This is a genomic window from Phaeobacter sp. JH20_37, from assembly GCF_048056015.1.
In the GTDB taxonomy this organism is placed as follows: domain Bacteria; phylum Pseudomonadota; class Alphaproteobacteria; order Rhodobacterales; family Rhodobacteraceae; genus Phaeobacter; species Phaeobacter bryozoorum.
Genome location: NZ_JAYMWW010000006.1, coordinates 194,600 through 219,949 on the forward strand (window position 1 = coordinate 194,600; position 25,350 = coordinate 219,949).

At 60.7% G+C, this 25,350-nt stretch carries 21 protein-coding genes and 2 pseudogenes; 10 read left to right on the forward strand and 13 right to left on the reverse strand.

The annotated features are described in order from the left end of the window. Positions 1-5 precede the first annotated feature (5 nt). Genes VWZ87_RS03120 through VWZ87_RS03130 form a run of 3 tightly spaced genes read right to left on the reverse strand, consistent with a single transcriptional unit; the run spans position 6 to position 2,097 of the window. Positions 6-860, reverse strand: coding sequence for a fumarylacetoacetate hydrolase family protein (locus tag VWZ87_RS03120; protein WP_416535166.1), 855 nt, complete (start codon positions 858-860; stop codon positions 6-8). A 37-nt stretch (positions 861-897) separates the two neighbouring features. After that, positions 898-1,344, reverse strand: a complete 447-nt coding sequence (locus tag VWZ87_RS03125) for a ThuA domain-containing protein (protein ID WP_416535167.1) — start codon at positions 1,342-1,344, stop codon at positions 898-900. Positions 1,345-1,356: 12 nt separating this feature from the next. Then, positions 1,357-2,097, reverse strand: a complete 741-nt coding sequence (locus VWZ87_RS03130) for an NAD(P)-dependent oxidoreductase (RefSeq protein WP_416535206.1) — start codon at positions 2,095-2,097, stop codon at positions 1,357-1,359. On the opposite strand from VWZ87_RS03130, the pseudogene VWZ87_RS03135 reads away from it, so the two are divergent. Both VWZ87_RS03135 and VWZ87_RS03140 read left to right on the forward strand, forming a co-directional pair. Further along, positions 1,986-2,252: pseudogene (locus VWZ87_RS03135) on the forward strand (M24 family metallopeptidase); the annotation flags it as partial. The gene VWZ87_RS03130 and the pseudogene VWZ87_RS03135 sit on opposite strands and share 112 nt — an antisense overlap. Positions 2,253-2,277: 25 nt before the next feature. After that, complete coding sequence (locus VWZ87_RS03140) at positions 2,278-2,556, forward strand: hypothetical protein (RefSeq protein ID WP_416535168.1); 279 nt, start codon at positions 2,278-2,280, stop codon at positions 2,554-2,556. A 32-nt stretch (positions 2,557-2,588) separates the two neighbouring features. On the opposite strand, the pseudogene VWZ87_RS03145 reads toward VWZ87_RS03140, so the two are convergent. Both VWZ87_RS03145 and VWZ87_RS03150 read right to left on the reverse strand, forming a co-directional pair. Beyond that, a pseudogene (locus VWZ87_RS03145) lies at positions 2,589-3,146 on the reverse strand (IS5 family transposase); the annotation flags it as partial. 94 nt (positions 3,147-3,240) lie between these two features. Then, entirely contained in the window at positions 3,241-3,660 is a 420-nt protein-coding gene (locus tag VWZ87_RS03150) for a DUF4345 domain-containing protein (RefSeq protein WP_416535169.1), read from the reverse strand. A 125-nt stretch (positions 3,661-3,785) separates the two neighbouring features. On the opposite strand from VWZ87_RS03150, the gene VWZ87_RS03155 reads away from it, so the two are divergent. Then, on the forward strand, positions 3,786-4,382 hold the full coding sequence (locus VWZ87_RS03155; RefSeq protein ID WP_416535170.1) for a TetR/AcrR family transcriptional regulator: 597 nt from the start codon (positions 3,786-3,788) through the stop codon (positions 4,380-4,382). A 190-nt stretch (positions 4,383-4,572) separates the two neighbouring features. On the opposite strand, the gene VWZ87_RS03160 is transcribed toward VWZ87_RS03155, so the two are convergent. Beyond that, the gene (locus tag VWZ87_RS03160) at positions 4,573-5,754 is read right to left on the reverse strand and encodes an MFS transporter (RefSeq protein ID WP_416535171.1); all 1,182 of its coding nucleotides are present in this window, start codon (positions 5,752-5,754) and stop codon (positions 4,573-4,575) included. 113 nt (positions 5,755-5,867) lie between these two features. On the opposite strand from VWZ87_RS03160, the gene VWZ87_RS03165 reads away from it, so the two are divergent. Then, the gene (locus VWZ87_RS03165) at positions 5,868-7,178 is read left to right on the forward strand and encodes a PLP-dependent aminotransferase family protein (RefSeq protein WP_416535172.1); all 1,311 of its coding nucleotides are present in this window, start codon (positions 5,868-5,870) and stop codon (positions 7,176-7,178) included. Between the two features lie 302 nt (positions 7,179-7,480). Here the strand turns inward: VWZ87_RS03165 and VWZ87_RS03170 are convergent, their stop codons facing one another. Then, complete coding sequence (locus tag VWZ87_RS03170; protein ID WP_416535173.1) at positions 7,481-10,558, reverse strand: VCBS domain-containing protein; 3,078 nt, start codon at positions 10,556-10,558, stop codon at positions 7,481-7,483. A gap of 264 nt (positions 10,559-10,822) precedes the next feature. Here VWZ87_RS03170 and VWZ87_RS03175 point away from each other — a divergent pair, with 264 nt between their 5' ends. Both VWZ87_RS03175 and VWZ87_RS03180 read left to right on the forward strand, forming a co-directional pair. Next, positions 10,823-12,121: an MFS transporter gene (locus tag VWZ87_RS03175; RefSeq protein ID WP_416601022.1), complete on the forward strand. Its 1,299-nt coding sequence runs from the start codon at positions 10,823-10,825 to the stop codon at positions 12,119-12,121. Next, entirely contained in the window at positions 12,118-13,797 is a 1,680-nt protein-coding gene (locus VWZ87_RS03180; RefSeq protein ID WP_416535175.1) for a sensor histidine kinase, read from the forward strand. The genes VWZ87_RS03175 and VWZ87_RS03180 overlap by 4 nt, the downstream gene beginning before the upstream one ends. On the opposite strand, the gene VWZ87_RS03185 is transcribed toward VWZ87_RS03180, so the two are convergent. Beyond that, positions 13,767-14,417, reverse strand: a complete 651-nt coding sequence (locus tag VWZ87_RS03185) for a response regulator transcription factor (protein WP_340545950.1) — start codon at positions 14,415-14,417, stop codon at positions 13,767-13,769. The two genes, VWZ87_RS03180 and VWZ87_RS03185, sit on opposite strands and share 31 nt — an antisense overlap. A 399-nt stretch (positions 14,418-14,816) precedes the next feature. Here VWZ87_RS03185 and VWZ87_RS03190 point away from each other — a divergent pair, with 399 nt between their 5' ends. The 4 genes from VWZ87_RS03190 to tpiA all read left to right on the forward strand — a co-directional run bounded on the left by VWZ87_RS03190 (position 14,817) and on the right by tpiA (position 18,255). Further along, entirely contained in the window at positions 14,817-15,179 is a 363-nt protein-coding gene (locus tag VWZ87_RS03190; RefSeq protein ID WP_340545951.1) for an SUF system Fe-S cluster assembly protein, read from the forward strand. Between the two features lie 384 nt (positions 15,180-15,563). After that, positions 15,564-16,820: a glycerophosphodiester phosphodiesterase family protein gene (locus tag VWZ87_RS03195; protein ID WP_416535176.1), complete on the forward strand. Its 1,257-nt coding sequence runs from the start codon at positions 15,564-15,566 to the stop codon at positions 16,818-16,820. Between the two features lie 69 nt (positions 16,821-16,889). Then, a complete protein-coding gene (locus VWZ87_RS03200; protein ID WP_340545952.1) occupies positions 16,890-17,249 on the forward strand; it encodes a HesB/IscA family protein in 360 nt (119 codons plus the stop codon). 253 nt (positions 17,250-17,502) lie between these two features. Continuing rightward, positions 17,503-18,255 carry a triose-phosphate isomerase gene (gene tpiA, locus VWZ87_RS03205; RefSeq protein ID WP_340545953.1) on the forward strand — a complete coding sequence of 251 codons (753 nt, stop codon included), beginning with the start codon at positions 17,503-17,505 and terminating at the stop codon, positions 18,253-18,255. A gap of 202 nt (positions 18,256-18,457) precedes the next feature. On the opposite strand, the gene VWZ87_RS03210 is transcribed toward tpiA, so the two are convergent. The 5 genes from VWZ87_RS03210 to VWZ87_RS03230 all read right to left on the reverse strand — a co-directional run bounded on the left by VWZ87_RS03210 (position 18,458) and on the right by VWZ87_RS03230 (position 25,343). Then, complete coding sequence (locus VWZ87_RS03210; RefSeq protein ID WP_340545954.1) at positions 18,458-19,861, reverse strand: TRAP transporter large permease; 1,404 nt, start codon at positions 19,859-19,861, stop codon at positions 18,458-18,460. Beyond that, a complete protein-coding gene (locus VWZ87_RS03215) occupies positions 19,861-20,538 on the reverse strand; it encodes a TRAP transporter small permease (RefSeq protein WP_340545955.1) in 678 nt (225 codons plus the stop codon). The genes VWZ87_RS03210 and VWZ87_RS03215 overlap by 1 nt, the downstream gene beginning before the upstream one ends. A 109-nt stretch (positions 20,539-20,647) precedes the next feature. Beyond that, positions 20,648-21,649 (reverse strand): DctP family TRAP transporter solute-binding subunit, encoded by a 1,002-nt coding sequence (locus tag VWZ87_RS03220; RefSeq protein ID WP_340545956.1) that lies wholly within the window; start codon positions 21,647-21,649, stop codon positions 20,648-20,650. A gap of 677 nt (positions 21,650-22,326) precedes the next feature. Next, entirely contained in the window at positions 22,327-23,556 is a 1,230-nt protein-coding gene (locus VWZ87_RS03225; protein ID WP_416535177.1) for a sigma-54-dependent transcriptional regulator, read from the reverse strand. Beyond that, positions 23,553-25,343, reverse strand: a complete 1,791-nt coding sequence (locus tag VWZ87_RS03230) for a sensor histidine kinase (protein ID WP_416535178.1) — start codon at positions 25,341-25,343, stop codon at positions 23,553-23,555. Before VWZ87_RS03230 ends, VWZ87_RS03225 begins: the two co-directional genes overlap by 4 nt. Positions 25,344-25,350 lie beyond the last annotated feature (7 nt).

The window sequence follows — 25,350 nt, forward strand, 5'->3', positions numbered from 1 at the left end:
TCCTGTCAGGCTGGCAAAACCTTTGATCGTTGCTCGCCCAATCCGTCGATACCCAAGGTCACAACCTCTCCGCCGTGCAGATACCGCTGCGGGGATTGCCCCATCCCCACGCCCGGAGGCGTGCCGGTTGAAATGACATCCCCCGACTGCAGGCTCATGAACTGGCTGCAATAGGACACGAGGTGCGGGATCTTGAAGATCAATGTCGCGGTTGATCCTGTCTGCATGCGTTTGCCATCCACATCCAGCCACATCCCCATGTTGTCCATGTCTGCGATCTCATCAACTGTGACGAGCCAAGGCCCTGTTGGCCCAAAGGTATCGCAGCCTTTGCCCTTGTCCCACGTGCCTGCCCGATTGAGCTGAAAATCGCGCTCTGACACATCGTTGATCACACAAAACCCTGCGACATGGTCCATCGCGTTGGCCTCGTCGATATAAGAGCCCGGTTCGCCGATCACGACGCCCAATTCGACCTCCCAATCGGTTTTGACCGAACCGCGCGGGACCTGAATGTCATCATTCGGGCCGACCACCGCAGAGGTCCATTTGTTGAAGATGATGGGTTCTTCGGGGATCGGCATCCCCGCCTCTTCGGCGTGATCGGCGTAGTTCAGGCCGATGCAGACAAATTTGCCGATATTCCCGACACAGGCCCCAAGGCGCAGATCCTCTTGAGGTGTGCCGTCAACCAGCGGCAGTGTTTCCGGGTCCAGTGCTTGCAAGGCCTTCAGGCCAGCAGGGCGCAATGTCTCACCAGAGATATCCGGGACCACGCCCGACAGATCGCGAACGCGGCCTGACGCATCCAGAAGTCCGGGTTTTTCTGCGCCGGGCGCGCCGTAGCGGAGAAGCTTCATATCGTGTCCTCATAATTATGACTTGAATATCGTGTCATCACGCCGCGCCGCGCAGCGCCCACAGGGCCCCACGGCGAATAATCTCGGTGACTTGCGGCACCTTCAGGTCGTCCAACTCGTGGCCGATTGAGCAATAGAAGACGCGGCCCTTGTTCCAGCGGCGTTTCCAGACAACCGGGATCACGGTGCCTTCGATCCACCACAGATGATCGCCCGAAAACGTCGTGGTCGCCAGGACCTCGTTCGATGGATCGACGAGCATATGGTATTGCTCGGTCGTCAGGCGGAAACTCTTTATGTCTTGCACAATCGGATCGTCGGGTTTGCAGATGGTCACATCGTAATCAATATGGTCTTCGCGCGGCTGCAGGTTGTCGGGCCATCCGGGGGGATGAGCCACAAACTGACCGCCGATCAGGAAATGATAGGTCGGGCGATCGCGGAACGCATCCCCCATATGCCCGTGCCAACCAGCCGCCAACAAACAGCGCCGCTTTCATGGTGTATCCTTTCGCATGTAGGTCGATATCGACGCCATATCGCGGGCGCCATAACCTGCCTTTTCCGCCTCGATCAATTTAGCCAGTGTGGTTCGGCCTTGCGGCATCGCAGTGCCAAGTCGATCTGCAAGCTGTGCCGTCACCTCCATGTCTTTGCGGGCCAGTGCCACGGTAAAGGTGACATCGTGATCTGCCTCGTTCAGATAGAGCGGACGCCGGTATTTGAGCATTGGCGCACAGGCCGCAGAGGCCACGATCACATCGAATGCCTGCTCAGACGTGATGCCGGAGGCTTCGGCCAGGGTCATCGTTTCGGCAAGCGTCTGAATAATCCCGTGGATCAGCGAATTCACCGCCAGTTTCATCACAGCCCCTGCCCCGGACTGACCGAGATAGATGGTTTGTCGGCTCACCGCATCGAATACGGCCGCAAGATCAGCATCTTGTGTCGCCCCGGAAACCGGCGCATCAATCACCCGGATATTCTCTGGCGCGGTTGCGACCAGATCGGCGATGTGGTCAGGGCTCATCGTGCCCATTTCCACCAAGGTCGCGCTGCCTGTCGAGGCAAACAATCCGCCGCGGCCGAGATGCACTGCATAAGAGGCCGCGCCATCGGCCAACATCGTCACAACGATGTCAGCCCGCGCCGCCAGATCCGCAGGGGTCTGCACTGCCAGACAGCCTTCGGATTTTGATCCGAGCCGGCGATCAGGCCTTCTTTGATATCCTGCAATCCTATCAGGGGTATCGCACCTGCTACTACCGCAGGTTCAACGTCGGCCGCGTGACCCCATGGCAGAATAACGCCTATGTGAAGGCGCGCGAATGGATTGATGCCTCCATCGCGACGATCAAACCCGGCGTCTCCACCGACAAGGTGGCCGAGGTTTGACCAACAGCCCAGGAACTCGGCTTTGCGAATGAAGATCAGGGCGTTGGGCACCAGGGCTGCCGCTGTATGCGCCGACTTTTCCCATATGGATCAAGCCGGGGCCGAGGACGTGATAGGCTTTGCCGCCGGCGCGGTGCTGGTGGCCCTGCTGCTGGTCGCCACCCCCGCAGGCAGCATCACCCTGCCGGTGCTGCTGCTGATCTACGCCACCCTCTCGCTGATCGCCTGGCTGGTCTTGCGCCACTTCTTCAAGGGCCCCAAAGGCCAGGTGAAACACTTCGACCACGACATCAACGACTGAACAAAGCCCCGTCCGGTCTGCACTGGGCGGGGATCCCCGAGCAGCGAATCGACATTTGGGAGACCACTGAGCAGCGCCCGCGCGCCGATGTAGTCGCACCTGACCGTCGGTAACGAACAGATCGAGCGGGTCCCCTGGCTGTCGCAGATGGCATGCAGCTTGGTGTTCATTCTACACTTGTCTCGCCCCCTCTCGGGACATTGCTGCGCAATGCCCTGCCGGGCAACAAGGGATCAGGCGGCCGCACCTCCCCTCGTCGGGGAATTGATCCACTGGATCAGTTCCTGATCCTCCATAGTTCGCGGCCATGCTGGTCGCTGTGCGGTGGGCTTTTAGATACGTCGCGTCGATCATCACGGCCTGTTCTTCGCCGTGCCCGGCGGCCAGCCCCGCCATCATCCGCGCGAAGATGCCTTTCTCGCTCCAGCGCGTCCAGCGGCTGTAGAGAGTCCTATGCGGGCCGTACTCCCGAGGAGCACCTCGCCAGCGCAACCCATCGCGATTGATAAAGATACTCCGCTCAACACACGTCGGCCATCAACGCGGGGCTCGCCGTGGAACTTGGGAAAGAAGGGTTCAAGGCGCGCCATCTGCGCATCCGTCAGACAAAAAATCAGACAATTCACCGCTCCGTTTTCGGAACCGTGAATCACGCGTTACAGCAGAAACCTTCTGATCCTGTCCCTAGGCCTCTCGTTTGGCAGACACCATCAGCCACCATGCAAGTAGCGGAAAACCAGCAAGCTCGAAGGCGAACGAAGGGGCAATGGCAGCGCTGAATACCCCGCCGGTGTCCATGGCGCTTAGTCGGAACAGACCGGCAACTGCGATCATCGTCGACAGAATGATCAAGGTTGGGCGAAGCTGGCGCATTGCAAAACCTCCGATCATGAACACAGCACCGACGCCAAACCAGACACCACCAATAAATCGTATGTGACTATCTTGAGCATGGAATGCTGCCGCATCGGTGATCAAAACGAAATCACGTGTCGATTGCCATCCCAGTGTCTTTATCCCGCCAAGGCCGACGTTCAAACCTAGGAGGACAATGACGGCACCAATGATCACGACGACCGCGTTCAGTAGTTTGATCTTCTTCATTTCATGTCTCCTAGAGGTTGGCGCTGAGGCTGAATAATAATTCAGTACGCGTTCCATATTAATGAAAACTTGACATTGCAAGATTTATTTGGGACGCGTTCCAGATTAAATTGGAGTGTCCAACCATGGCTAGACGCGCTGGCAGACCTCGCCGAAGCGAGACCGATATCCTTGGATTCCAGGCAAAAATTGGGAAGCACGCGCTTGAGATCTACAAAGCAGAAGGCTTCGAAGCGATTTCAATCCGGCGTCTGGCGAAGGAGGTTGGATGCGCGCCGATGACGATCTATGCGCATTTCGAGGGCAAGACAGATATCCTGCGATACCTTTGGGCGGACGTCCTATCGGACATGTCAGATGAAATCCGGAAGACGCTAACGGTTATCGCTGCTCCAAGTGAACGGTTGCAGTCGGCGGCACAAACCTTTGTCGCCTATTGGACCAATCATCCCGATCATTTTCGACTTGTCTTTATGTCCAACGACGTGAACCGCGCGGATGTCAGTACCTTCGTGAGCGATGAGAAGACCCTGGCACATTTCGCAGTCTTTTCAGATTTGATCCGAGAGGTTCTTCCGGACGCAGCCGATGTTCAAGTGAGGACCGACACGCTCATATCGGGAATGATCGGCATCGCTCTTTGCATGAACACTATCCCTGATTACCCTTGGGTCGATGCACCACTGATGACCGAACGTTTATTAAAAAGCGTCGTTGCATAAGCCGATAGGCAGTTTCGGAATGAGACAGACTTCCATGCGATCAGCAGCATTAGAACAGTGGGCCGATAGCATACTTGAGGCGATGCGGCGCCGAGAGACCAGCCCAAGCTTGTCCCAGGCCAACCGTGATAGGCTCAGGCCAGCCGAGATCACCCAATACCGCACCTTAGACGGACCGTGGCTTTCAAAACTAGCGGTTGCACTGCCACCCAGCTTTGACAGCGGCGCTGGACGGGACGGGTCGCCGTTGCCATAGCATCACGATGATCGCTGTCACCACGATCTGGACAGATGCGAAAACGATCATGGCCGACAGCAGGCCGAGCCTGTCCGCCAGTGCGCCGCTGGCAATCACGGGCAGCGAGAAGCCGAAATAGGCGTAGACGAACAGACCCGCCGTCGCCCGCGCCCGATCATCCGGCGCATGTAACGAGACCTCTGCCAGAGCGGCGAGATAGGTAAAGCCATAGCTGGCCGCACTGGTGATGCAGGTGCCGATCAGAACAAATGCCAGAACCTTCAGCCAGACACCGGCCAGAAGAACGAGAAAGCCGAGCGGGATCAGGACAAACCCGAGGGCGAGCGCCCGTTCGTTGGTCATGCGGCGGGCAATCGGCTGGCACAGAAAGCCCACAAAGATCGCAAGAAAGATGACAAGGCCCGTCCAGCCGCCAAGGTCGTTCGCGGCAAGTTCCAGCGGAACAACCGCAATGGTCATGCCTGTCGTGGACCAGGCCAGCGCCATCGCGGCCCCGAAAACCCAAACGCCAGCCGGGAACACCGGAAGGCGCAGAACCGATACCGGCTTGGGCGTGTCGACCCGCGGCAATGCAAGGACAAGGACCGCAAGCACCGGTGCTGCCACAAACAGCGCGATATAGCTCGCAGGCAGCAAACTTGGCCCCTGCACACCAAGGCTGATACCGGTCGCCAGAGCGCCACCTCCAAAGCCGAGCGATGTTGCCGAGGTGACAATCAGAGCGGCGCTCCTTGCGCGCTCCGCGCCGCGAATTTCCGTCATATAGGCGGTTCCGGCAGTCGTCGCGAGACCTGTCCCGATCCCGAGCAGGAAGCGCGCGATGACCAGGCTTGTCCAGCTTGGCACCTGCACCAGCAGCGCGGTTGCGACGACTCCGAAGATCAGCGCCAGTGCAATCGGAACCCGGCGACCGATCCGATCCGATAGCCCGCCCACCAGCAGCAGCGTCGGCATGAGACCTCCGACATAGGCCGCGAACGCGACCGTCACTGCCGTCGCCCCAACGTCGCTTTCGGCGGCATAAACATCATAGAGCGGAGCCTGAAGGTTCACGGCGAATGTCACCGTGAACAAGCCAAAGGCAAGAAGCGAAATCGGGATAAGTTTGGACATGGGGTGGACCTTGAAGGTTGACTTCAGATCGGAATGCCATGAGCCTTTAAATATGACAATTTTTCTATTGTACTAATTACAGTGAAGAGATGAGGAAATCCAGATACATACGCTTGGCCGACATGCTCTCGGCAGTGATCCGGCAGGGCAAGCTTGCCCCGGGCACCAAACTCCCGACACATCGGGCGTTTGCGGAGCAGTTCAACGTCGCCCTCGCCACGGCGACGCGCGCCTACGGGGAGCTTGAACGCCGCGGGCTGATTGTCGGCGAGGCTGGTCGCGGCACCTATGTGCGCGACCTTGACCTGCCGACGACGCTTGGTGTTCGACAGACCGTCAGCGATGGTCTCGTCGACCTCGTCTTCAACATGCCGGGTGACGCAGCCGATGCAAATATGCTGCGTGCTGGCCTTCGGCGGCTTGCGACCACGGGTGATCTTGAGGCGATGCTGCGCTACCAGCCCCATGGCGGACGCACCCACGAACGCCGGATCATCGCCGAAAATCTCACATCAACGCTTGGTCCCATTGATCCCGAATGCCTGTTGGTCACCTCCGGTGGCCAGCATGGATTGGCCATCATCGCCCTTGGGCTATTTCAACGCGGTGACGCCATCGCCACCGACACGCTGACCTACCCCGGCTTCAAATCCATCGCGACATTGCAGGGGGTTGACCTTATCCCGGTTGACGGGCGGGACGGCGTGATGAGCCCGGATGATCTGGACAGACAGTGCCGCGACCGAAAGATCCGGGCAATCTATCTGATGCCCACCGTCCATAATCCCCTGGGCGCAGTCATGGACGAACCAACGCGCCACCGTCTGATCGGCGTCGCGCGCAAACATGATCTTCTGGTGATCGAGGACGCTGCATACGCCTTTCTGGAGCCGGACCCGCCGCCGAGCCTCATCTCGCTTGCGCCGGAGCGTACCGTTCATGTGGGCGGCTTCTCCAAGAGCCTCGCCACGGGGCTACGCCTGGGATACGTGATCGCCCCTGCAAACCACTGCGACAGACTGCTTGAAGCGATCCGGGCGACGACATGGAACACCCCGGCGCTGATTTCCGGTCTGGTCACGGGCTGGGTGGAAGATGGCACGCTGGTGGCTTCGGAGGAAAACCGCAGACGGGATGGCGCTGAGCGCCAGCAGCTCTGCCGGACCGCGTTGGGTGGCGCGCGCATCCTGTCGCACCCGAATGCAGGTTTTGCCTGGCTGCCGTTGGAGAAGGGTGTCCGCGCCGAGCCTATCGTCACACGTCTGAAAGAACACGGCATCTCGGCATCGGGAGCAGACCCCTTTGCGACAACCGTTGCTGTGCCACAGGCATTGCGGCTCGCTTTCGGTGGCATTTCAAAGAGTGAGTTGAGGGAGGTTTTCCAGACCATCCGAAAAGCCGTCGAGGAAACTTCGATAGCCTAGGGAAGCTCCGGCACCGGCTGTCGAGCGAATACCGCGAACTGACGTTTGCCGCCGGTTCATCTTTGGTGCCGCTTGCTGACGGCACATCCGGCAAAGGGGGGAATGAGCATTGGCAGCCGTGTCATGCCAAACGTCCAACACTCCGCATCCCCCGAAAGGCAGGGCTTCAGACACGGGCGGCCTCATCGGCCAGAAACGCCCCCTGACACCAGACACGTATGGCGCATGGACAGTTGCAACCGCAAACCGTGCGAAAGCAGGCACCTTGATGTGGTGCCTGCTTCGATTGCTGTACTGGTCCCCTAGGCAAACAGGATGTCATCTGATCCCAAAATGGTGATCGTCACAGTTTCCGTATCCAGACCGCCATCGCCGTCATCGACCGTGTAGGCAAAGCTGTCTGTGGCCGTCTCCCCGCTGTTCAAATGCTCGAACGTACCGTCTGCGGAATAGGTGAACGTGCCGTCGCCGTTGTTGATGACGTTGCCAAGGGTGCCGCTGTCGTCGATCGTGAACACAAAGGTATCGCTGTCAGGATCGGTGACATGTGCTGCAACCGTGACCGAGGGGCTTGGGCCATTCAGGGTCGAGCTGAAAGAAGCGCCGTCGACACGCAGATCATCCGTCCGCAAAAACTCGTAGTTCAGCGGGCCGACCGAAATCTGGGCATCCACCGTGACACCGCCTCCAAGATCCAGGCCTGAGATGTCCAGCTCGATGCTGTCGATGTTCTGATTGGTGTCGGCAAACAAGATCCACTGAGGGTTCGACAGGTCGACATCGCCGTTGCCCCCGTTGATGACCCAATCGGTCGAGGCGATTGTCTGTCCCGTCCCATCCACGAACACCTCGCCCGCGAATGCCCAGCCGGTGCTATTGGGGTTGGGCTGGACGATCACGCCGTTGCCCTCGCTGAGATACTGCGCGGCGATCTGATCAAAGGTGAAATTCGCGCCCCCGTCGCGCTGGATAGACGCCGCCGTGCCCGTGTCGAAATCGTAGACATAGAAATGCCCGGCATTGGGGATCGTATAGGCACCGATGCCATCAGAGCTGGCAACCTGCGGATCTTCGTCGACAGTGCCGGTCACCGCTTGTGCCACCGGAGCGTCGTTTGTGCCGTTCACTGTGAACGACAGGGTTTGCGTGTCAAAGCCGCCGTTGCCGTCCTGCACGGTCACGTCATACTCAATCATCAGCATCTCGCCCGCGGCCAGATAGGCCGCATCCACCGCGCCTATGTCAAAAGCCCAGTCCACAGAGCCGGACGCTTGCGCTGCGGTGCTGTTCACGCTGAGCTCGATCAGGGCCAGCGCCTGCGCCGAGGTCAGCCCGCCTGCATCGCCCACAAAGCGCACCGCATCAATCTCTGCCGTGTGCTCATCCGTGACATCGACATCGTTGAATTCAATCGTGCCCTGACGGGTGATCTCCATATCGTAGTCAAGGCCGACAAAGTAATTGGTCTCGTTGTCACCATCACTCGCCAGAAACAGCTTGAGACCCAAAGACGGATCAATCGCGTTGGTTTGATCGGGTGTTGAGGACGCCGGGTCAAAGCCATCAAACGTGCCAATCAGCGCACCCGAACTGCTGAACACCGAGATGACATCGCTGAGGCCGTCGAGGACGATTTCGAGGCTAAAGGTATTCTGCTGCCCCCCGCTCAGATTGAGTAGGTTCAGCTCAATCGCACCATCCTGTAGCGAGTCTCCCGGCTGCGAGTCCGTCTTGAGCTCGCCGTTATACAGGCGTCCCGCCCTGCTGTTGACAGAGAAATACGACACCTGGCCGACACCATCGGTGAGACCAAAAAAGACGTCCTGATCGCCGCCTGTCCGTGCGACTTCACCCTGAACAGTCACGACGACCTTGTCGTTCGCCTCCAGCGCGCCTTGCTCGACAATATCAAAAACGGTGTGTGGCGCACGCCTGTCTTCGGTGTTGATATTCACCCGCATCGCATCCTGACCGCCGACCGTCTGGATCGAAGCCGTGCCGCTTGTGGGATCAAAGGCCTCGATGAAATCTTGCGCGTCAAAGCTGCCGGATGTGGTAAAGCCCGCGCCGATCTCTTCCACCAGATCAGAGTTCGCGACATTGATGATCGGCGCGTCGTTCTGGCCGGTGATGGCGACAGTGACCGTCTCAGTGGAAGTGCCGCCATTGCCGTCATCCACAGTGTAGGTGAAGCTGTCGGTTGCTGTTTCTCCAACCGCGAGACTGTCAAACGCGCCGCTGGGGTCATAGCCAAACGTGCCATCGCCGTTGTCGGTGACCGCGCCAAGCGTGCCTGTGGTGTCGACGCTGAACGTGTGGCTGTCAGCGGCATCGACATCTGTGAAGTCCGCCGCAATGGTGATGGCAGGGCCGTCTTCGTCGGCAGTATCGGTTACCGCCATGGCAACCGGCGCGTCGTTCTGGCCGGTGACGGTGATCGTCACGGTTTCGGTCGCAGTGCCGCCATTGCCATCATCCACAGTGTAGGTGAAGCTGTCGGTTGCTGTCTCTCCAACCGAGAGGCTGTCAAACGCGCCGCTGGGGTCATAGCCAAACGTGCCATCGCCGTTGTCGGTGACCGCGCCAAGCGTAGCACTCGTGTCGATGCTGAATGTGTGGGTGTCGGTGGCATCCACGTCCGAGTAATCAGCCGAAACGGTGACGGCCGGGCCGTCTTCGTCAACGGTCGCAGACACGGCCATGGCTACAGGGGCGTCGTTTTGTCCTTCGATCACAATATCATAGGTGACAGTTGTGATATTGCCTTCGTCATCCGAGATCACCAGCGTCACGGTTTCGGTTGTGCTCTCGCCCGCGCCGAGACTGTCGTAGGCGGTCCCGGGATCAAAGGACAGGCTTGCACCGCCGCCGACCCCGATTTGGCTGGTCTGGCTGGCTCCACTGTCCTGCGCCGTCAATGTCCCGCCGCCGGTAACACTTGCCGATACCAGTTCCACCGATGTCCCGTCCAGGTCGTAGTAATCCACCTGGAACTGCAGCGCGTCACCTTCTGACGTGCTCGAACCCTCATCGCGCAGGATCACCAGAGGCGCGTTGTCGCCCGCCAGATCAAATGTGAAATCGTCGAATTGCAGCACTTCAAAACTGTGCAGAAAATCGCAGCCGTCCTCGCCCTGGACATAGGTCCAGGGTCCACGGCCAAAACCTGAAACCTGATAGTCCAGCACAGAACCGGAAAAAACCGCAGTGTCCCGTCCCTTGCCACCAAACATGACATCGTTGCCGCCGCCGCCTTCTACGGTGTCGTCACCTCGTCCGGTATAGATACGGTCACGGTACTCGGAGCCGGTGACCTCATCGTTTCCCCGGCGCGTCCAGATGAATTGTCCACGGGATGCGTCCGACGCATCTACTTCCATATCAGTATTTCTCAGATAACCACGACCGCGATATCCCATGGTGATACTCCGTTATTGTCATTGGACAGCTTTCGGGCCCCATCCCCTAGCCTTCCTGCGACCTCTGATCCGAGACCAGAAACACGCAAAAACAAGCTAATTTTTAATAAGTTAAGGATGGGAGCGACAATCACCCGAACGGGTGATTTTTATGGGCGAAACAGAAAGTTATTCCATTGGAAACAGTAATGCGTTCAAGATAACCCAAATGAGTTGGGGGAGATAATGAGAACCACCAATCGGGTTATGAGCGGCTGGCAGCTTTTCTGTTTCAGCGTTCTCAGCGTACCATTGGCCATGGTCAGCTTCGCAATCGTGAGCTTTGCGCCAACCTTTTACGCAATAGACATGGGGGTGGGGCTGGCGGTTGTAGGGGCCGTGTTTATGTTTGGTCGCTTGTTTGACGTGTTCACGGACCCGCTGATTGGTGCGCTGAGCGATCGGACCTTCGGCGCACGCGGCCCCCGAGTACCGTGGATGCTGTTTTCTTTCCCCGGGGTTTTGCTGTTTGCCTGGTTGCTGCTCTCGCCCCCGGATGGGGTTGGTCCGGTGTATCTGTTCTGTGTGATCTCCGGCTATTTGCTTTTTGTGACCGCTTTTGATGTGCCTTACTCCAGCATTGGTTTGGAGATTTCTCCCAATGTGCACGAGCGCTCGGTGCTGGCTGGCACCAAGGCTGTGTTTCAAATCCTGGGCGCCCTGGCCGCGTCACTGGCGCCCGTGATCATTGGGGCGCAGATGGGTCTGTCGCTGCGCACATTGGCGCTGGCCTTTCTCATAACGATGCCCGTCGCAATGGCGTTTTTTCTGATCTGGGCGCCGCGAAAGCAAAGCCGGGAGGCCCGGACCCGTTTAAGCCTGTGGACTGCGTGGCGTAACTGCTTGCAGGAGCGCGCGTTTCGCAGGCTGATGATTGCGTTCTTTGCCGTTCAGGCAGCCAACGCGATGACGGTCGGCCTATTGGTGCTGTTTGTCAGCCATGTTCTGAATGCACCTGCGGTGGTGGGTCAGATGTTCTTGCTGCTGCTGGTGGGCACGGCAGTCTTTGTGCCGCTGTGGATCTGGCTTTCCAGCATGATCGGCAAGCGCCGAACTTGGACAGTCGCGATCACGATCTGCGCCGGTGTCTTGTCGGGCTGCTACATGGTTGGCGCCGGCGACATCCTATTGATGCAGCTGATCTGTATCGGCCTGGGGGCCTGCATGACCTGTGACGCGGTGATGCCAACGTCGATGCTTGCAGATATCGTCGCTCGGGATGAAGCCGACAGCGGCCACCCAAGAGCTGCCAGCTATTTGGCCCTGAAAAACGCGGCTTCCAAGATGGCCTTTGTTGCGCCAATGGGGATCGCTTTTCCGATCCTGGGTTTGGCCGGTTTCGACAAATCCGGCGTAAATGGCCCGGAGACCTTTGGCATCCTGCTATTCTTCTTTGCCGGGCTTCCCGCTGTGCTGCGGCTGGCGGTTGCAGGATATCTCTGGCGCCGGGCAGGTGATGTGACGGTCACAACCACCCCAGCATGAGCCAGGCCCTTGTTCCACCGACCCCGGTCGAAATACGGGCAGAAGAAGCCCGTATGTTGCGAGAGCGGGCCAGAGGTTCCGCCCGCTTCGCCTTTACTCTGATTGCCTTGATCGCCGTCAGCCTCGCCTCCGTGCGTCTCTACCGCGAGGCGGTCCTATGGGCGGGCCTTGCTTCGATCATGGTGGTGATCACGGTTCTCTACGCGCGCGCCTGGCCTCAGGCAGAGGAGACCCCGGAACAGGTTGATCGGTACCTGATGGGCCACATCGCGATCTCAGCCTTTACCGGCCTGGTTTGGGGCATTTGCGCGATCCAGTTGGCCAGCCCGACATCTGAACTCCAGACTTTTATGGCGGGGCTGTTTCTGACATCAATCACCGCCGGTGGGGTCATGGCAGGAACCGTGTACCGGCCTGGCTACCTCGCCATTGCCATATGCTCACTCCTGCCGTTCGGCCTGTTTCTCTTGATCACAACAGATGGCGTGATCCGTATCTATGGCGGGTTCATCCTGTTCTATTTCAGCTTCTGTGTCGCCACCAATTTAACGGCCAGTCAAAAGACAAGGGATGCGCTCGCAGCCCAATTGGTCAGTCGGCAGGCTGAAAAGGCTTTGGAGCAATTTGCCGAAGCCGCCAGGCACCAACACGCGGCCAAACGTTCCCTGAAGGCAATTCAGCACGACATGACCCAGCCTCTATTGGCCCTGCGCAACTTCCTGGCCGAGATGGATCGCCAGGCCACTTCGCCGGAACAGGCGGTCTTGGTGCGCCAAATCCGCTTTGCATTGATCAGTCAGGAGGCGCTGGTCGAGGAGCTTTCGAATGTGGAGCAACCCACATCAAGACTGACGCATACCGAAATCGACGTGGCAGATCTGCTGTCTCGGCTGGACGAGGAGTATCGCCCGCAATTTGCCGCACTAGGCTGTGATTTCGTAGTAAAAAATGATCTGGGGATCATCGAGAGTGACCGCCCCAAGCTGGAGCGTATCCTACGAAATTTCCTGAGCAACGCAGTAAAATACGGGACCTCCGGCGGGTATGTGCAGCTGTCGGTTTTCGTGACCGGCGACGAGAGCTGGTGGCAGGTCACGGATCGGGGCAGAGGCATGACACAGGACCAGATTCAGGCGGTGCGCCAACGCGAAAACCTGCCCGCAACCCGCAATGGCCAGGGGTTGGGCCTGGGCATCGTACGGGAACTTGCCCAAGAGCTGGGCGGCACATTTGAGATCAAGTCCAGCACAACCACAGGCACGCAGGTGTCGCTGCGACTGTCACACCAGCCTGTCGAGGTCGCGCGCGATCAGGCCTTTGTCCTGGTTATTGGGCAGGATACCCTTCCGAACATGGGCGCATGGGCGGATCTGGTCTCGTCCTGGTACTGGAAATTTGCCCATGCGGACACCTGCCAAGGAGCGGCAGACGCGATCACGCTGCTGGGGCAAGTCCCCGATCTGATTGTATTGGATCCCGTCGCCGGGCAATCGTTTTCCGAAAGCGAAATCAGTGACCTACAGCAATTCGCGCCGACGACCTATCTCCTGCGTGCCCCTGTCGGCGATGCGCAGGGTCAAGACAGGAACGGGATCGAATTGCCGGACCGGGAAGTCAACTTGCGGCGCGCGCTGGAAAGCCGCCTTCAGAACAGCGCCAATTCGCGCGCCCTTTGAACCGCTGCGGCACGGTTGCCCACAGAGAGTTCCCTGAAGATCGTTTTGGCATGAGTTTTGACAGTGTTCTCGCTGATTGAAAGGGCGCGGGCGATGCTCTTGTTGGTGTAGCCTTCCGCCATCATCGACAATATGCGCTGCTGTTGCGGCCCAAGTTTCGGGCGGACGATCGTGTCCATTCCATCAGATTGGAACATCGTACGACGGGCGCCATTCTCAATAGATTTGGCCGGTAGCGGCCCCTCATCGACGGCAGCAAGGATCGCGTCCAGCAAAACCTGCTCTTCACACGATTTGTGGACAAAGCGAAACGCTCCGACCATCTGGGCATTGGTCCGTGTTTTCGCATCTTCCGACGCCGACAGAACGATCACCTGAACGCCAATATTGCGCGCGCGCAACGCGCCGATCAGCGCGATCCCGTTGAACGGCTTCATCGCCAGATCAGTGATGACCACATCCCAGGTTCGACCGCTGTCTATCTCTGCCAAAAAATCGGTGGCCGTCGTGAAACTCGTCACGTCTAGGTCCAAAGCGCTGCTCTCGAACACGTAGGAGAGCCCCTGCAAGAAAATCGCATGATCATCAATTATGGCGAGGCGGATCGAAGCAGTTTCCACTCATTATCCCCCTTTCAGTCATCTGTTTTTGGACCAATTTCTATTGAAAATCTTATTTGATGCAGAGAGCAATTTCATTGTTACGGAGTGCCGCATTTTTCTTCAGCAAGTGACCTTTTAGAAGTTGAAGGACAACTCTCACCCTCGATCAGCGTTTTGCCCCACAATGAACGGCTGCCTTATTTGCAAAAAACAACCCCAATCGTGGCGCATGTGCAGCCTGGTCAGCCAGGCTCCCCTGTCCCTGCCTGCATCGGGCCGGAACCCGCCCCGGCCCGCTCATCCCTCAGTTTCACCAAGCCCCCAATCTCGACCATCTCGTAGCTGCCACCGATCCGCCACTGGACCCCCGGCCCCGGCTTCCCTATATAAACAGTCAGGAAACGAACCGAGGCCCGAATGACCAACGCATCCGAACCGCTGGAAGGCACACCGCTGATCGCCCCCTCCTCTGTCAGCCACGAGCTGTACGAGCCTGTGGTGGACGCTTGCCGGTCCGTCTATGACCCCGAGATCCCGGTCAATATCTACGAGCTGGGCCTGATCTACACGATCGACATCTCTGCCGAGAATGACGTGAAGATCATCATGACCCTGACCGCCCCCGGCTGTCCCGTGGCCGGCGAGATGCCGGGCTGGATCGTGGATGCCGTCTCGCCGGTGCCCGGCGTCAAGAGCGTCGATGTCGAACTCACCTGGGAGCCGCCCTGGGGCATGGACATGATGTCCGATGAGGCCCGCCTCGAACTGGGCTTCATGTGAGCCCACGCAGGAACGATCTGGCCTGATCCTGCGGTCGCCCATCGTTGCGTCCGCACCGACCATCCGCAACGCGGCAGCGCTTCTGGCCTGCCGCGTTTGTCATATCCGCCGCGAGGCTGCACTCCCTGCCGCCATTGCCAACCGCCCAGACGCCCGAGCCGACGCCCGACCCGACGCCCCGTGGCCGTCCCGTGGCGCGATCATAACGCAGGATAAATGCGCCTCCCCCTGCCCGCCCCCTTGCCCCGAGGGCGCATCCCCCCGTAATATCGGCCTTATTATTGGCGGCACCTCAGCCGCAGCCGCCCGATCCTCCGCGACAGCTGCCCCGGCAGCGCGCAACACCACCCGCGGGCGCGCGCACCCAATTTGGAGTTCCATATTTTGCCCCGCATCTTCGCCTGCCCGACGTCGCTGATCGCACTTGCCCTTGCCGCACCGCTCCTGACCGGCCCTGCCCTTGCCGACACCGCGCCCGAGGCGATGAGCCTCAGCTACGGGCCGCGCCCCGCGTATCTGGTCGCAGCCCTGCCCGAAGGCCCGCTGAAAACGAAGCTGCAATCCTGCGCCGCACAGACCCCGCAAGCCACCGAGTTCTCCATCGCGCATCGCGGCGCGCCACTGATGTTTCCCGAACACACGGTTGAGGGCAACCGCGCCGCCGCCTCGATGGGCGCCGGGATCCTGGAATGCGACGTGACCTTTACCAAAGACCTGGAACTGGTCTGCCGCCATTCGCAGAACGATCTGCACACCACCACCGATATCCTCACCAGCCCCCTCGCCGAGCGCTGCACCCAGCCCTTTACCCCGGCCAGTGCCGACACCCCCGCCACCGCCGAATGCCGCACCAGCGATCTGACGCTGGAAGAGCTGATGACCCTGCAACCAAAGATGGACAGCAGCGACGCCACCGCCACCAGCGCCAAGGCCTTTCAGGGCGGTCTGGCCCCCTGGCGCAGCAATCTGCATCAGGGCGAGGCAACACTGCTCAGCCATGCCGACAGCATCGCCCTGTTCCGCGAGCTGGGCGCCCGTTTCACGCCCGAACTAAAGGCGCCCGCCGTCGCCATGCCCTTCAACGGGATGACACAGGACGCCTATGCGCAGAAACTGATCGACGCCTATGTCGCCGCCGGCATCCCTGCGGCGGATGTCTGGGTGCAGAGCTTTGACCTCAGCGATATCAAATACTGGCTCACCCATACGCCGGAGTTCGGCCGTCAGGCGGTCTATCTCGACGACCGCTTTGCCCGCCATGACGCCGATGAGGGGCAGATTGATCCGATGGATCCCGCAACCTTCCGACCCTCGATGCAGGAGCTGAAGCAGATGGGCCTCAATTACATCGCCCCACCGATCTGGATGCTGCTGACGCTTGATGGCGACCGGATCGTGCCCTCCGGCTATGCACGGGCCGCGCAGGAGGCCGATCTGAACATCATCACCTGGACGCTGGAACGCTCCGGTCCGCTGACCAGCGGCGGCGGATGGTATTTCCAGTCGATCTCGGATGCGGTGACCTCGGATGCGGCCGTCTACCAGGTCCTTGATGTGCTGGCCCAGGATGTGGGGGTTGTCGGCGTATTCTCCGACTGGCCCGCAACAGTCACCTATTATGCCAATTGCATGGGGCTTTGACCCCTCCCCCCTTGAGCCTGCGCCATCGCCCCCCTAAATTGGAGGTAACGCGCGATAGTGGAGACAGAGATGTTCGGCATTCCCGGCAAACAAGCGGTGACCATCACCGACAAGGCAGCGGCCCAGATCGCCAAGCTGATGGACAAGGGCGGCCATTCCGGCCTGCGCATCGGCGTGAAAAAGGGCGGCTGCGCCGGCATGGAATATACGATGGAATATGTCGACACCCCCGATCCCAACGATGAGGTGGTCGAACAGGATGGCGCCCGTGTGCTGATTGCACCGATGGCGCAGATGTTCCTGTTCGGCACCGAAATCGACTATGAGGTCTCGCTGCTGGAGGCCGGGTTCAAGTTCAACAACCCCAATGTCTCCGAGGCCTGCGGCTGCGGGGAATCAATCAGCTTCAAGGATATGCCCGCAGGCTGACCTGCCAGCCCCGATGGACTGGGGCAGATGCAAATCACAACCCAGACGTGCAGCCTGAAAAAAATAGACGCCCCATTGCCGTTTTTCGCAGCCTTGGCGCGCAACTTCGGTAATGTTCAACATGTGCAGGCCACAGGCTCCATGCGAACAGGCGAATTGTTCCCCAATCCGAACAATGCTAGGACAGGCCAAGCAGCAAGCTGTCCCCCGTCAGGGGCATGAAGGCAGCACCGATTTTGAGGGAGATACGCAGATGCGTCGCAAGATGGTCGCAGGCAACTGGAAAATGAACGGCACCGCAAGTGCGCTGACCGAGCTGGGCAATCTGGCCTATAGCTGCAAGTCGGCCAAGGCCGAAGTGGTGATTTGCCCCCCGGCAACGCTGCTCTACCGGGCAGCCAATGTCTGCGTCGACAGCAAGGTCGACATCGGCGCTCAGGATTGCCATAGCGCGACCTACGGTGCCCATACCGGCGACCTCAGCGCCGAAATGCTGCATGACGCCGGGGCGAGCGCGGTGATTCTCGGCCATTCCGAACGGCGCGCCAATCACGGCGAGACCGATGACATGGTCCGCGCCAAGGCCAGGACCGCCATTGCAGCGGGACTCACCGCCATCATCTGCGTCGGCGAAACGCAGGACCAGCGCGAGGCCGGCAAGACGCTGGAGGTGGTTCGCGCCCAGCTGGCAGGCTCGCTGCCGGACGACACCAGCGGCACGAGTGTGGTGGTCGCCTATGAACCGGTCTGGGCTATTGGCACCGGCAAAGTGCCTACGGTCGAACAGATCGCAGAGGTGCACAACGACCTGCGCGCAAGCCTCGTCAAACGCTTTGGCGGTGAAACCGCCAATGCCATCCGCCTGCTCTACGGCGGCTCGGTAAAATCCAGCAATGCCAAGGAGATCTTCGCGGTGGCCCATGTCGATGGCGCGCTGGTCGGCGGCGCCAGCCTCAAGGCTGCGGATTTCGCCCCCATTGTCGCGGCTCTCGACGCCAGCGACTGAACGCGCCTGACGGCGCGGCCTCCGGCGGGAGTATTTGGGGAAAGATGACATCGCCCCGTGCCCGCTTTTCACCTTTCGCAAAATACTCTGGGGTGAATGCGCGCCAGCGCAGAGGGGCAAAGCCCCTGACATAACGCCAGACAGAAAAAGGCCCGGGACACTCTCCCGGGCCTTTTCATATGCGGGGGGATGCGCCGCAGCGCTACTTTGTTATGATCTCCGGCCCCATCACCGCATTGGGCAGCACCGTCGATATCCACGGGATATAGGTGATCATGATCAGGAACACGAAGAGCACCGCCAGGAACGGCAACGCCGCCCGCACCACCGCCATCATCGGCATTCCAGCTACCCCGGAGGTCACAAAGAGGTTCAGACCAACCGGCGGGGTGATCATGCCGATCTCCATGTTGACGACCATGATGATGCCCAGATGAATGGGGTCGATCCCCAGTTCAATCGCAATCGGGAACACCAGCGGCGCCACAATCACCAACAGCCCCGACGGCTCCATGAACTGACCACCGATCAGCAGGATCACATTGACCACGATCAGGAACATCACCGGACCAAAGCCGGCCGACAGCATCGCGGTGGCAATCTGCTGCGGCACCTGCTCATCGGTCAGCACATGTTTGAGGATCAGCGCATTGGCAATCACAAACAACAGCGTCACCGTCAGCTTGCCTGCCTCAAACAGGGCATGGCGCGTATCGGCGTGAAAGAAGGACGGGATGAAATAGACCACGGTCTGCCCCAGCATCTTGGGCAGCATGGTCACAAACTGCCCCAGATCCTTCGGTTTTGGCGCCGTTTTCAGCGGCCCCATGTCGCGGTAAACAAAGGTCGCGACAAAGAAGGCATAGACCGACGCCACAGCCGCTGCCTCTGTCGGGGTGAAAATCCCGCCATAGATGCCGCCCAGAATGATCCCGATCAGCAGCAGACCAACCGAGGCATTGGCCGCCGAGGCTGCAACTTCCCCCCAGCCCAGCCATTCGCCCTTGGGCAGGTTCTTCACCTTGGCCATCACATAGATGGTCACCATCAGCATGAACCCGGCCATCAGGCCCGGAATGACGCCCGCCAGGAACATCCGCCCCACCGAGACCTCAACCGCCGCCGCATAGACCACCATCACAATCGACGGCGGGATCAGGATGCCCAGCGTGCCCGCGTTACAGATCACACCGGCCGCGAACTCCTTGCTGTAGCCGACCTGACGCATCCCGGCGATCACGATGGATCCGATGGCCACCACGGTGGCCGGTGACGACCCGGACAGGGCCGCAAACAGCATACAGGCAAAGACGCCGGCAATCGCCAGACCACCCGGCAGATGACCGACACAGGCGATCGAGAACCGGATGATCCGCCGCGCCACGCCGCCGGTGGTCATGAAGCTTGACGCGAGGATGAAGAAGGGAATCGCCAGCAGCGTGAAATGCCCCTCGAAGGCTTCAAAAAGCGTGCCCGCAACCGACGCCAGCGAGCTGTCGGAATAGATCAGCAGGAACAGCGTCGAGCTGAGGCCAAGCGCCACCGCGATCGGAACCCCGATCAGCAACAGGCCGATGACCATGGAAAACAATAGGACGACATCCATCAGTCGTGCTCCCCGCGCTGCGCCTGAACCTCGGCAATTTCATCTTCGACCTCATGGCTGGCCACCAGACGATCGACATCGCCGCGCAGGATCTGCACCGCCGCCTGACCAAAGCGCAGCAACATCAGCAGCATCGACAGCGGCAGCACCACATAGGGCACCACTTTGGGCAGTTTCTCGTAAGAGTCGCCGTAGTTGATCAGCTCTTCGAGAAATCCGAACACCGCCACCATCGGCACATCCTGCACCTCGTAGAAGCTCTGGCTGCGCGCTGACATGTCAAAACCGGTGGGAAACCAGCGCCCGGAGGTGGGCGGCAGATCGGCAAACACAGCCCAGTAGTCATAGGCGCCCTTCAGCAGCAGCAGCGAAAACACCAGGCAGCAGCCGACCGAGATCAGCCCGATCACCCGGCGCGCCGGCGCCGACACCATGTTGAGGATCGCATCAACCCCCAGATGGGCATGCACCTTCACCGCATAGGATGCGCCCAAGAGCACCAGCCAGGCAAACAGGAACACCGTCAGCTCCAGCGCCCAGAGAATATTGGAATTGAAAACAAATCGCGCCACCACATTGGCAAATGTGATCAGGGTCATCAGCCCCAGCAGCAGCGCAATCAGCGTCTCTTCGAGTGTATTGATAAGCCCGGTCGGGCCAGGTTTTGCCCCCGCCATATCGCTCTCCCTCGATGTTTGGATAATGGGATACCGGCGCGGATGGCGCACCGTGCAAATTGGGGCGGCGCGTCAGTCGCGCCAGCCCCGGATCTTCAGCCTGTGGCCTTTACATGCCTGCGTTGATCGACTGTGCCGCGTCGATCATGTCCTGACCCACATCACCTGCGAATTTCTCCCAGACCGGCTTCATCGCCTCGACCCAGGCCGCGCGCTGCTCGGGCGTCAGCTCACGCACCACGCCACCGGCATCAATGATCGCCTGACGCGCTTCGGCGTTCACCTTGGTGGATTCGGAGTTCCGCGTTGCCGTGACCTCGCCAAGGATGGTCAGGAACTGCTCACGGACAGCAGGCTCCAGGCTGTCGAGCCAGTCAACAGAAGTCACCACCAGATAGTCCAGCGCGCCGTGGTTGGTCTCGGTCACACCGTCCTGCACCTCAAAGAACTTCTTGCCGTAGATGTTGGACCAGGTGTTCTCCTGCCCGTCCACAACACCCTGCTGCAGCGCGCCGTAAACTTCGGAGAAGGCCATTTTCTGCGGGCTGCCACCGATCGCTTCCATCTGCGCCACCAGCACGTCCGAAGACTGCACGCGGAATTTCAGCCCATTGGCATCCGACGGCGCGATCAGCGGCTTGTTGGCCGACATCTGCTTCATGCCATTGTGCCAATAGGCCAGCCCCTGCAGACCGCGGCGCTGCATCGAATCCAGCATCGCCTGACCATTGTCAGAGGCCTGGAAAGCATCAACCGCGTCGATGTTCTTGAACATGAACGGCAGGTCGAACAGGCGGAACTGCTTGGTGAACTTCTCGAATTTCGACAGGCTTGGCGCGGCCAGCTGCACGTCGCCCTGCAGCATCGCTTCCAGCACCTTGTTGTCATTGTAGAGCGTGGAGTTCGGATAGACCTCCAGACACATGGTGCCGTTCATCTCTTCGTTGATGCGCTTTTCCAGCAGCGAGGCGGCAATCCCCTTGGGGTGCTTGTCGGTATTGGTCACATGGCTGAACTTGACGACGATTTCGCCTTCCTCACAGGCCGCCATGGCGGCACCGGCACTCATGGTCAGCGCCACGGCGGTGGCAGCAGCAGTTACAAATTTCATGTCTTTCCTCCCAGAATATCTCCTTGGCCTTTGCAACAGCAAAGACCCCGACGGCAGCATCACGGCGCTGGCCTCTCCGCTCAAGCCTTTGTTACAGCGTCACGAGACTGGAAATTTATGAATTTATAACAAACGCTTACCGAACCAATCTCAGGTCACCTCTCAGCGACACCACCATGGTTGTGCGAATTCCCGCACAGGGAGGCGGCCCTGCTGTGCGGATTTCCGCACATTCTGCGCGTGCGCGAGACGCGGCCCGGGATGTGGTCTTGGGAATCAGCGCCCGTCATCTTTCCATAAATACTCAAATCCGACGCCCGCACCGGGCAGAGCCAGCGGCGCCGGGGCGTTGCACAGGCGCCGCGCGCCCTGCCCGCGTTTGATTAACCCGCAGCTGTCACATTGGGCCGGTCGCGACATCCGGGCCGTCTGACACACGGTCCACCGATCCGGGGCATCTGGCACATGCCCCGGCAGGAGACCGGCCCGCGCCCCGCAGCATGCAGGGTGCAGGCGTCCAGACAGCCATGGTTGACGGACATGGGCCCCGGCTGACACCCGCGCCCATCCCCCTCCGCCCATGCGCCCCAAGGGGCCATCCGGCGGCGCCGCCATTCACTGCCCTCGCCGCCCGATCAGGCATGGCGAGAAACAGCGAAAGACACAGCAGACCGCGCTCAGCGGCGATAGTCCTCAGGCCGGATGCCATAGCGCGCCAGCTTGTCATAAAACGTCTTGCGCGGCAGCTTCAGGGCTTTGGCCGCGGCAGAGGCATGGCCGTTCTGTCGGCCCAGCGCTGCTATGAGCAAGGACCGCTCCACCTGCGCCAGCTGCTCGGCCAGCCCCAGTTCCGCCGATTGCGCTGCCTCCTCCGGCATGCCGAGGACAAAACGCATGGCCGCCGACATCAGCGATCGCGCATTGCCCGGCCAATCCTGCGCCATCAGCGCCGCCAGATGGTCCGGTGGAATATCCGGCACGGCAATGCCCGCCTGCTCTGCCGCCTGCGCCACGTAATGGCTGAACAGCACCGGGATATCCTCGGGCCGCTCCGACAGCGCCGGAATGCGCACCCGCATCACGTCCAGCCGATAGAACAGATCCGCCAGAAATCCGCCACGCGTCACCTCCTCGGCCAGATCCGCGACGGTCCCAACCAGAACCCGCGCCTCCACCCCCTGTTCCAGCGCCTCCAGCATGGCATATTGCGTCTCTTTCGGCAGGGCGGCGATTTCATCCAGGTAAAGCGATCCGCCCGCCGCCTCGCGGCACAGATCCGCAAACCCATCAGGGGTCAGCCCCGCCGCCGGGCGTTTCACAAACGCGCCCTGACCACGCGGCGACATCAGGTGAATGACCTCCGCCACCTTGGAGATCCCGCCACCCGGTGCACCGGTCACCAGCACCTCGGCCCCGGTGGCCGCCACCGCGCGGGCACGGGCGCGCAGCTCCGCCACCTGCGCCGAGGTGCCAAAGATCATCCGCGCCGCCGCATCGCCGCTTTCCAGCCGCGACTTCAGTGCGCGGTTCTCCCGCACCAATGCCCGCGTCTTCAGCGCCCGACGCACCACCGTCATCAGATCCGCAGTGGCGCAGGGTTTTTCGAGGAAATCAAACGCCCCCTCCGCCATCGCCTGCACCGCCATCGGGATGTCACCTTCGCCGGTCAGCAGGATCACCGGCAGATCACTGTCCACCTCGCGCACATAGCGCAACAGGTGAAACCCGTCGCGTCCCGGCATCCGCATATCCGACAGGATCACCCCGTCAAAATCGGGCGTGATCAGATCCTTGGCCGCCACAAAGGATCCCACCGTGATCGCGTCACACTCCGCCAGCTCCAGCGTCTGGCCAAGCGCCGCCCGCACCGCCGCATCATCGTCCACCACCAAGACACGATTGGTCATGCCACCTCATCCTGTTGTTGCGGCTCGGCACCTGCCTGCGCCCGCCAGCGGTCCAGCTCCACCGTGAATTCGGCGCCATCGCCGGTGTTGACGCCCCGGATATCGCCGCCAAAGCTCTGCACCAGCCCGTAAGAGATCGACAGACCCAGCCCCATGCCATCGGCGCTGCCAACCGCCTTGGTGGAATAAAATGGCTCAAAGATCTTCTCGGGTTCCTTCAGCCCCGGACCGATATCGCGCACCGTCACCGCCAGCCGCGCGGCAGCATCCCCGCCGCGGGTTTCAATCGCCATCCTGATCTCGCGGCGCTCCTGATCCAGCATCGCATCGGCGGCATTGTTGATCAGGTTCACAAACACCTGCGACAACCGCACCTCGCCGCCCCAGGCAAAGACCGGCTCCGCAGGCGGCTGCCAGACCAGCGCCACCCCGTCCTGCCGCAGCCGCTGCTCCGTCAGCTCGGCGGCGGTATTGATCACCTGCACCAGATCCACCCGGCCCATCGGTTCGTTTTCGTTGCGGGCAAAGGCACGCAGGTTCTTGATGATCCGCGCCATCCGACCGGCCATCTGCGCAATCCGGCCCAGGTTCTCGCCCGCCCGTTCCGGCTTGCCGCGCGCCACAAAAGCCTCGCCGTTCTCGGCATATTGCTGGATCGCCATCAGCGGCTGGTTCAGCTCATGGCTGATCCCCGCCGACATCTGCCCCAGCGCCGACAGCTTGCCCGCCTGCACCAGCTCCTCCTGCGCGCGTTTCAGCGCCGCCTCCGCCTCCTGACGTTCCTGCACCTCGCGGGTCAGCCGCATATTGGTGGCCGACAGCGCCCGCGTGCGCGCCTCGACCCGGCTTTCCAGCGCCGCATTGGCCTCCGCCAGTGTGCGCCGCCGTTCCAGCGCAAGCGCCAGCATCGTGCCCAGCGCCAGCACGATCGCCGCCATCGCCGCCGCCTGCAATCCTGCCAGACGCTGCGCCGGGGCCACATCCACCAGGATCTCCCCCACCATGCCGATCTGCGGCAGGTTCACCGCCTGATGCAGCGCCCGCTCCGGCAGATAGGGCGACCAGCGCAGATCCCAGATCTCATGCGGCCCTTCGAGCCAGGACCGAAGCGCCACCTGTCGCCCATCGGGCGGCGACAACCCCGGCCCGTCGGTGCTGCGCTGCCAGAACAACAGCTCCCGCCGGTTGGCAATGAACACCTCACCGCCCCGGTTGGTGAAAAACACCGCCGGGAGCGAGCCACGCCAGGTCTGCTCAACATCCTCGACATCAGCCACCACCACCAAGGCGCCGCGCACCCGGCCATCGCCGTCGAAATCAGGGGCCGCATAGACATAGGCCCGCCGCCCATCCGGTTGCAGCACATCATATCCGGTGCCCAGCGCCCCCTGCATCGCACGGTGGAAGTAGCGGCTCTGAGTCACATCGCGCCCCATCACACCCTCAGCAGCGACCACCACCCGCCCCGCCCGGTCGACAAAGAACACATCCAGCGCCGCCGTCTTGTCCGCCACCTCGCGCAGCAGCCCCTGCGCCGCCGCCCGTGCCTCGGCGCGGTCCAGCCGCTTCAGCGTCGGGTGATCAGCCATCAGCACGGCAAGCTCCTGATAGACCTGCAATTGCGTGGTCACCCGGTCCGAGGCCAGCGCCAGATCCGCTGCACTGCGTTCGGCAAGCGAATCAAGCGCTTGGCGATAGCCCAGCCGGTAGACACCCGTTGCCACAGCCGTCACCGCCCCCAGAAGAAGCGCCAGAATGATCCAGCGATGTGCGTGAAACTGCGTCATTGGCCGC

Bases quoted from the DNA above. Each gene is read 5' to 3' on its own strand.
- VWZ87_RS03120 (WP_416535166.1), bottom strand. From the start codon at position 860: ATGAAGCTTCTCCGCTACGGCGCGCCCGGCGCAGAAAAACCCGGACTT.
- VWZ87_RS03150 (WP_416535169.1), bottom strand. From the start codon at position 3,660: ATGAAGAAGATCAAACTACTGAACGCGGTCGTCGTGATCATTGGTGCC.
- VWZ87_RS03155 (WP_416535170.1), top strand. From the start codon at position 3,786: ATGGCTAGACGCGCTGGCAGACCTCGCCGAAGCGAGACCGATATCCTT.
- VWZ87_RS03160 (WP_416535171.1), bottom strand. From the start codon at position 5,754: ATGTCCAAACTTATCCCGATTTCGCTTCTTGCCTTTGGCTTGTTCACG.
- VWZ87_RS03170 (WP_416535173.1), bottom strand. From the start codon at position 10,558: ATGGAAGTAGATGCGTCGGACGCATCCCGTGGACAATTCATCTGGACG.
- VWZ87_RS03175 (WP_416601022.1), top strand. From the start codon at position 10,823: ATGAGAACCACCAATCGGGTTATGAGCGGCTGGCAGCTTTTCTGTTTC.
- VWZ87_RS03180 (WP_416535175.1), top strand. From the start codon at position 12,118: ATGAGCCAGGCCCTTGTTCCACCGACCCCGGTCGAAATACGGGCAGAA.
- VWZ87_RS03190 (WP_340545951.1), top strand. From the start codon at position 14,817: ATGACCAACGCATCCGAACCGCTGGAAGGCACACCGCTGATCGCCCCC.
- VWZ87_RS03200 (WP_340545952.1), top strand. From the start codon at position 16,890: ATGTTCGGCATTCCCGGCAAACAAGCGGTGACCATCACCGACAAGGCA.
- tpiA (WP_340545953.1), top strand. From the start codon at position 17,503: ATGCGTCGCAAGATGGTCGCAGGCAACTGGAAAATGAACGGCACCGCA.
- VWZ87_RS03210 (WP_340545954.1), bottom strand. From the start codon at position 19,861: ATGGATGTCGTCCTATTGTTTTCCATGGTCATCGGCCTGTTGCTGATC.
- VWZ87_RS03215 (WP_340545955.1), bottom strand. From the start codon at position 20,538: ATGGCGGGGGCAAAACCTGGCCCGACCGGGCTTATCAATACACTCGAA.
- VWZ87_RS03220 (WP_340545956.1), bottom strand. From the start codon at position 21,649: ATGAAATTTGTAACTGCTGCTGCCACCGCCGTGGCGCTGACCATGAGT.
- VWZ87_RS03225 (WP_416535177.1), bottom strand. From the start codon at position 23,556: ATGACCAATCGTGTCTTGGTGGTGGACGATGATGCGGCGGTGCGGGCG.
- VWZ87_RS03230 (WP_416535178.1), bottom strand. From the start codon at position 25,343: ATGACGCAGTTTCACGCACATCGCTGGATCATTCTGGCGCTTCTTCTG.